We start from the raw sequence: 6399 nt of genomic DNA, 5'->3' as shown, positions 1-6399 counted from the left end.
GGCCTCATTGAAGCCGTTCAGAAAGCGCAGGCCCACGCCGGCGCCCTGCCACTTCCGCGGCATCACGACGCCGCGGCCTCATTGAAGCGGAGCCGAGTGGCGCCATGCTGACGGGGCGAACCTCTTCTTCCGCGGCATCACGACGCCGCGGCCTCATTGAAGCATGGATGGCGACGTTCTGGTCCGCGCCTCGCTTGAGCTTCCGCGGCATCACGACGCCGCGGCCTCATTGAAGCGATCCGCGGGAGGCCGATGCCTTCGCCGTGGCGCGGTCTTCCGCGGCATCACGACGCCGCGGCCTCATTGAAGCGCAGCCGCCGCGCGTGTTGATTTACGGCCCGCCCGGCCTTCCGCGGCATCACGACGCCGCGGCCTCATTGAAGCCAGCCGCTCGATCTGCTTTTCGACGCGGGCGCGGGTGCTTCCGCGGCATCACGACGCCGCGGCCTCATTGAAGCAGAACTCGGTATCGTGTGTTCGGCGAATGCTTCTCGATCTTCCGCGGCATCACGACGCCGCGGCCTCATTGAAGCCATGACCTCATAGCGCGCAGGAGCGTTTCCGCCACCGGCTTCCCCCGTTTCCGCGGCGGAGCCTGCGTGTTTCAGACCATGCGGTCTGCATCGGATCAAGCGATTGATGCCACAGCATGGGCTCAGACAACGGAAATAGTTTCAGCAGTTTCGAGAATTTGCCGCAGGATTGCGAGCGCGCCTTCGAGTTCGGCTTGAGTTCTGATCGCGCCGAGGCACAACCGCACGCCGGAACTGGCGGGATCGAGCGGCTGAAGCGCAACAGGTGCTGCCAGCGTGATACCGGCAAGCGCAGCCTGTGTAATGAGTGCGGTGACTGTACGTCCCGCGGGCAACGGCAACCAAACATGGAATGCCGCCGGCGACGAACTGCCGGACAATCGGTTTCCGAGAATGCGTCTGGCGACCTGGCCCCATGCGATCGCTTTTTCGCGCTTCAGATAAACTTGGCGGGCGAGGCCACCGTTTTCAATTAGGCGGGCCACGACTTCGGCCATGATGGGCGCGGCCATCCAGCCAGTCGCCCGCACTGCATTGATGACACGGTCGCGGAAGGCCTCCGGCGCAACCATCGCGCCGACACGCAGACCCGGCGCCAGGCATTTCGCGAAACTGATGATGTAAAAGCTTCGCTCCGGTATCAGAGTCCAGATCGGTTGAGGTGGTGAGGGAAAGAGAAAAGCGTACGCGTCATCTTCGATGAGGTAGGCGTTATAGCGGTGAATGATCTCGGCGATCTGTTGTCGGCGCTCCTTTGACATCACCGTTCCGGTTGGCGTCTGCAGCGTCGGCATCGAATAGAGGACGCGCGCTCCCGTTTCCGCGAAAGCGCGATCAAGCGATTCCGGAACGAGACCTTGCTCATCCATATCGACGCCATGCAGCCGGCAGCCGGTTTGCGATGACAGCGCCAGCATTCCGGAATAGGTCAGCTTCTCCGCTAAAACGACATCGCCACGTCCCGCCAGCATGCCGAGGACGATGGAGATCGCGTGCTGCGCGCCTTGCGTCACGAAAATACGCTCGGGATCGATTTCGATGCTCTGGCTGCCGAGCCAGACCGCGATCGCTTCGCGATGTTCGCGACGGCCCTGATGCGGCAGATAGTCGAGTAGGTCCACGACCATGCCGTCGGCTGCGATGTCGGAAAGAGTGGCGGCAATGACCTCGTCTTCGCCGGTTGCCGGCGGCACGTTCAAGGTGAGGTTGGTGGTTTCCCGCGTGCGTAAATCGGGATCGCCATTCGCTGCGGACCGGCGGCGCATCACGAATGTGCCGCGTCCGACTTCGCCGGAGATCAGTCCGCGGCGCTCCGCTTCAGCATATGCTTTGGAGATCGTTCCAACGCTCAACCCAAGCCGTTCGGCCATGTCCCGGTGCGGCAGCAATCGCGTGCCCGGTTTGACGCGTCCGGCCGCTATGTCCGCTTCTAGACGCTCGACGATGGCCAGATAGCGTGGCCCGGCTTGAGAAGAGAAGGAAGGGATCCAATGAGACATGAATCGAATGCTTGCGCTACGTTCAGTGTCGGATATGACAATTACTTAATTGTATCAATAGCATTCTTACGAGATTAAAGTCCGATACGCTCAAAGTCGCATAGGGTGTATCAATGAAACGCTTGTTTGATTAATGTTATATGTCACAAAAGACATATTGTAGCAGTTTTAGAATTGACATTTAGACATTTGGTTCGTTATCGTCTCACACAATAACAGCCATTTTTTTAATGGCGGCGTGTGGGGAGGCGTAATGATCTACGAAATGAGGGTGTACGAAGCCGCAGAGGGCCATGCTGAGGCCATGCGTCGGCGATTCGAAGCGGAGGTCGTGCCGCGGCTGCCGCGTCATGGTATCGAGTTGTTGGGTGTTTTCACCGATGATGCCGCCCCCGGCAAGCTGACCTATCTCAGTCGCTTCGAAAGCGAAGACGCGCGTAAGCACGCTTGGGCATCCTTCTCAGCGGACGAGGAGTGGCGCACGGTCAAGGCGGATTCTGAAAAGAATGGCCCGCTGATCCGCCAGCAACTCGTGACCATCCTCACGCCGACCGTTGTCGGTCTCCTTCTGAGCTGAGCGTTACATGAAGCCAGCGCCCTTCGATTATATCAGGCCAGATTCGCTTGAGGAAGTCTGCGCCATACTTGCGGCCGACGAGGGGGCACGCATCATCGCAGGTGGGCAAACACTGGTGCCGATGCTGGCGATGCGGCTGGCGCGGCCATCGCGCCTCGTTGATATCCAGCGACTCCGCGAATTGTCGGACATCCGCGAGGACAACAGCGCGATCGTGATTGGGGCTGCGACACGGCAGGCGATTGCCGAAAAGCACGATCTGGTCGCGACGCGATTGCCGCTTTTGGCAAAGGCGCTTCCTTGGGTCGGGCATCCGCCAACGCGCAACCGCGGTACCGTTGGAGGTTCGATCGCACATGCCGATCCCTCTGCTGAGATACCGCTCGTGTCCGTGACCCTGGATGCTGAGATCGTTTTGCACAGTGAGGGTGGCATGGAGATCATGTTGGCGAACGACTTTTTTGTCGGGCCGATGGTCACGGCAATTCCGATGGGAGCATGCCTAACGGCAGTGAGGTTCCCTGTCTGGGCCGACAAACGCATCGGCGTAGGCTTCCACGAAATTTCGGCGCGTCGCAGCGATTTCGCCTTCGTGTCAGCGGCCGCTCAGGTGGCTGTCGATGCCGCGGGTGTGTGCGCCAGATGCGCAATCGGTATCGGCGGCGCGGGCGACCGGCCGGTACGGCTGGACGGTGCATCGGCGGCGCTGGTCGGGACGAAATTGTCGGACCGGGAGATTCGCGACGCGGTTGCCGGAGACGCCGATCAGCTTGAGACGATCAGCGACCTGCATGCGTCGGCCGACTACCGCAGGCGCGTCGCAGCGGTGCTGGCCGGACGCGCGGTGATCGATGCGCGCGAGGCCGCGTTGGGAGTTCTGCAATGAAGGTCGAGCTTACCGTCAATGGCAAACAGATGGCGGCCGAGGTCGAGCCACGGATGACCTTGCTCGATTGTCTGCGCGACGAATTCGGCCTCAATGGTGCGCATACAGGATGCGAGCATGGCGTTTGCGGTGCATGCACGGTTCTGCTCGACGGCCAGCCCGTGCGATCTTGCCTCATCTTCGCGGTCCAGGCTGACGGTTACGACATCGCGACGGTCGAGGGTCTTGCGCCGGCGCCAGGCGAACTTGGTGTCATCCAGGATGCGTTCTGCGAGACGCACGGCATGCAGTGCGGCTATTGCACGCCCGCCATGATCCTCACCGCGCACGCGCTGCTCCAGCGCAACGCATCGCCGACGCGCGAGGAGATCGTGGAAACCATTTCCGGCAATATCTGCCGCTGCACAGGTTACGGGCAGATCATTGAGGCGATCTCGCTCGCCGCGGACCGGCTCTCGCGCATCAATGCGCCGCAAGCCGGAGGCGGGCGATGAACGCGAACGTGACCGGATTCCGTTTCATATCCACATCCCGACGTGTGCGCGAGGATCGGCGCTTCGTTGCCGGGCATGGCCGGTATGTCGCCGATATAAAGGCCGAAGGTATGCTGCATGTCGCCACCGTGGCGTCGCCGCATCCTGCCGCGCGCATCGTGTCGATCGACGCCAGCGCCGCGTTGAAGATGCCCGGCGTGCATCATGTCCTGACCGGCGAGGAACTTGCGGCGGCGACCGAGCCGCTGATGAACGGTCTGGATACGCCGGAGGTGCGCCGATATCCGCTGGCGGTAGGGCAGGCGCGTTATGCCGGCGAATGGGTCGCCGTCGTGGTTGCCGACAGCCGCGCGCTCGCCGAGGATGCGGCCGAGCGCGTGCGCGTCAATTATGAGGTGCTTCCCTATGTGCTCGACGCCGAGCAGGCGCTCGAGCCCGGCAGCGTGCCGGTACACCCAGCACACGGATCGAACGTCCTGCTCGATCGCACATTCGTCTGGGGCGAGGTGGAGAAGCACTTCGCGGAATCTCCGCATTCGCTCAGTTTTCGTGTGGTCTGGGGCCGCAGCTCGACGGTGCCGATCGAGACATTCGGCGTGCTGGCCTCATGGGATCCCTGGCGCAACATGATGGAGATCTGGGCCTCCATCCAGATGCCGAAATATTCCGATCAGCTTGCGCGCGCGGTGAGGCTGCCGGCCAACGCTGTGCGCGTGCATTACGACGTCGATGTCGGCGGCAGCTACGGCGTCAAACGCGGTATCAAACAGACGGTTATTGCTGCCTACTTGTCCAAGCTCCTTGGGCGTCCCGTGCGTCTGATCGAGGATCGCCTGGAAAACATGCGTGCGGGCGACGCACACGGGCCGGACCGCATCTTTGATGTGTCGGTGGCGTTCGATGCCGACGGCATCATCAAGTCGATGAAGATGCGGGCGCTTGACAATGTCGGCGCCTATGCGGGCCGCTCGCCCTTCCAGCTCGGCAAGCCGGTCGGCGCCATTGTCGGTCCGTATCAGATCCAGAGCGTGCAATATCGCGCGATCTCGGTCACGACCAACAAGGCGGCGCAGGAAGCGGTGCGTGGATTCGGTCAGTCGCCGACCAATTATGCGATCGAGACCGCGATCGACAAGGTTGCCGCCCATCTCGGCCTCGACCGGATCGAGATGCGCCGTCGCAATTTCATCCGTAAGGAGCAATTTCCCTATAAGATCCCGAGTGGCAGCACCTATGACAGCGGCGATTATCACACCGTCGTCGCCAAGGTGCTCGATCATGTGCAATGGCCGGCGCTGGAACAGGAGCGTGACCGCCTGCGCGCGACCGGACTTCTGGCTGGCATCGGCATCGCAGCGTGTCTGGAGCCGAGCGGGGGCAATTCGTCCTTCGAGCCGCTGCTCAATCCGAAGAACACCACCACCACCTGGATGGATTCCTGCCGGATCAATATCGATCTGCTGGGCGATATCACCGTGACGGTCCACACGACCTCGTCGGGGCAGGGGCATGACACGCTGGCATCCACCGTGGTCGGGGAGGTGCTGGAAATGGACCCCGACAAGATCCGTGTCATGCGGCCGGATTCGCTCACCAGCCTCCCGAGCAATTCTCCGGTCGGCAGCCGCATGGCGATCATGCTGGGCGGCGCCGCGTTCCACGCCGCGCAGAAACTCAAGCGCAAATTGCTGCGTATCGCCGGCCACCAGTTCGGACTTCCCGACGATCAGCTCGTCTATGCGAACGGCGCCGTCTCCGACCGAGACGGCAAGCGCCGGCTGTCATGGATGGATCTGGTGCTGATCGCTCACCGGCACATCCACATGATGCCGCCGGACATGGAGCCCGGTCTGGAAGCGAGCCATGTCTATCAGGTGCCGACCGGCGGCATTTTGCCGACGGCGGACGGCCGCGTTCAGATGTACCCCTGCCATTCTTTCGAGTTCCACGTCATTCTGGTGGCGCTCGATCCCGCGCTTGGGAAGCCGGAAATCCGACGTTACGTGATCGGGCACGATTGCGGCGTCGTCATCAATCCGCACATCGTCAAGGGCATGACGCTCGGCGGCATCGCGCACGGGATCGGCGCGGCCCTGCTTGAGGAGTTCGTCTACGACGAACACGGCCAGCTCATCACACAGAGCTTCATGGATTATCTGCTGCCGTCCTCGCACGAAGTGCCCAAGGTTGAGATCGTGCACCATTGCACGCCGTCGCCCTTCACCGTGTTCGGGCAGAAAGGCTCCGGCGAGTCCGGCTATCTTGGCGCCCCAGCCGCGCTGTCCGGCGCTATCAACGATGCGATCCGCCCGCTTGGCATTTCCGTCGCGAAGCTGCCGATCCGCATTTCCGCCCTCAGCGATGCCGTTGCGGCGGCCCGGGCCACCGCTTCAGCCACAACGTGAGACGT

At 62.1% G+C, this 6399-nt stretch carries 5 protein-coding genes and 1 CRISPR repeat array; of the genes, 4 read left to right on the top strand and 1 reads right to left on the bottom strand.

Features of this window, described 5'->3' with window-relative positions; all coding sequences use genetic code 11:
- Positions 1-51: 51 nt before the first annotated feature.
- A CRISPR array of direct repeats spans positions 52-533; the repeat unit is 37 nt; unit sequence CTTCCGCGGCATCACGACGCCGCGGCCTCATTGAAGC.
- 122 nt (positions 534-655) lie between these two features.
- Positions 656-2032: a PLP-dependent aminotransferase family protein gene (locus tag ACK41X_RS06470; RefSeq protein ID WP_409720445.1), complete on the bottom strand. Its 1377-nt coding sequence runs from the start codon at positions 2030-2032 to the stop codon at positions 656-658.
- Between the two features lie 253 nt (positions 2033-2285).
- On the opposite strand from ACK41X_RS06470, the gene ACK41X_RS06465 reads away from it, so the two are divergent.
- From ACK41X_RS06465 to ACK41X_RS06450, 4 genes are read left to right on the top strand one after another with little or no spacing between them, the layout of a single operon-like run.
- The gene (locus tag ACK41X_RS06465) at positions 2286-2609 is read left to right on the top strand and encodes an NIPSNAP family protein (protein WP_409720443.1); all 324 of its coding nucleotides are present in this window, start codon (positions 2286-2288) and stop codon (positions 2607-2609) included.
- 7 nt (positions 2610-2616) lie between these two features.
- A complete protein-coding gene (locus tag ACK41X_RS06460; RefSeq protein ID WP_409720441.1) occupies positions 2617-3495 on the top strand; it encodes an FAD binding domain-containing protein in 879 nt (292 codons plus the stop codon).
- Positions 3492-3989 carry a (2Fe-2S)-binding protein gene (locus ACK41X_RS06455; RefSeq protein WP_409720439.1) on the top strand — a complete coding sequence of 166 codons (498 nt, stop codon included), beginning with the start codon at positions 3492-3494 and terminating at the stop codon, positions 3987-3989. Before ACK41X_RS06460 ends, ACK41X_RS06455 begins: the two co-directional genes overlap by 4 nt.
- The gene (locus tag ACK41X_RS06450) at positions 3986-6394 is read left to right on the top strand and encodes a xanthine dehydrogenase family protein molybdopterin-binding subunit (RefSeq protein ID WP_409720437.1); all 2409 of its coding nucleotides are present in this window, start codon (positions 3986-3988) and stop codon (positions 6392-6394) included. The genes ACK41X_RS06455 and ACK41X_RS06450 overlap by 4 nt, the downstream gene beginning before the upstream one ends.
- The last annotated feature ends 5 nt before the right edge of the window (positions 6395-6399 follow it).

The sequence above is a fragment of the Pseudorhodoplanes sp. genome (genome assembly GCF_046289595.1).
In the GTDB taxonomy this organism is placed as follows: domain Bacteria; phylum Pseudomonadota; class Alphaproteobacteria; order Rhizobiales; family Xanthobacteraceae; genus Pseudorhodoplanes.
Note: the sequence above shows the minus strand (reverse complement) of the source record. Positions and strands in the feature narration are given on the sequence as shown.

Excerpts from the sequence above, each read along its gene's own strand:
- ACK41X_RS06450 (WP_409720437.1), top strand. The coding sequence starts at position 3,986 with ATGAACGCGAACGTGACCGGATTCCGTTTCATATCCACATCCCGACGT.
- ACK41X_RS06460 (WP_409720441.1), top strand. The coding sequence starts at position 2,617 with ATGAAGCCAGCGCCCTTCGATTATATCAGGCCAGATTCGCTTGAGGAA.
- ACK41X_RS06470 (WP_409720445.1), bottom strand. The coding sequence starts at position 2,032 with ATGTCTCATTGGATCCCTTCCTTCTCTTCTCAAGCCGGGCCACGCTAT.
- ACK41X_RS06465 (WP_409720443.1), top strand. The coding sequence starts at position 2,286 with ATGATCTACGAAATGAGGGTGTACGAAGCCGCAGAGGGCCATGCTGAG.
- ACK41X_RS06455 (WP_409720439.1), top strand. The coding sequence starts at position 3,492 with ATGAAGGTCGAGCTTACCGTCAATGGCAAACAGATGGCGGCCGAGGTC.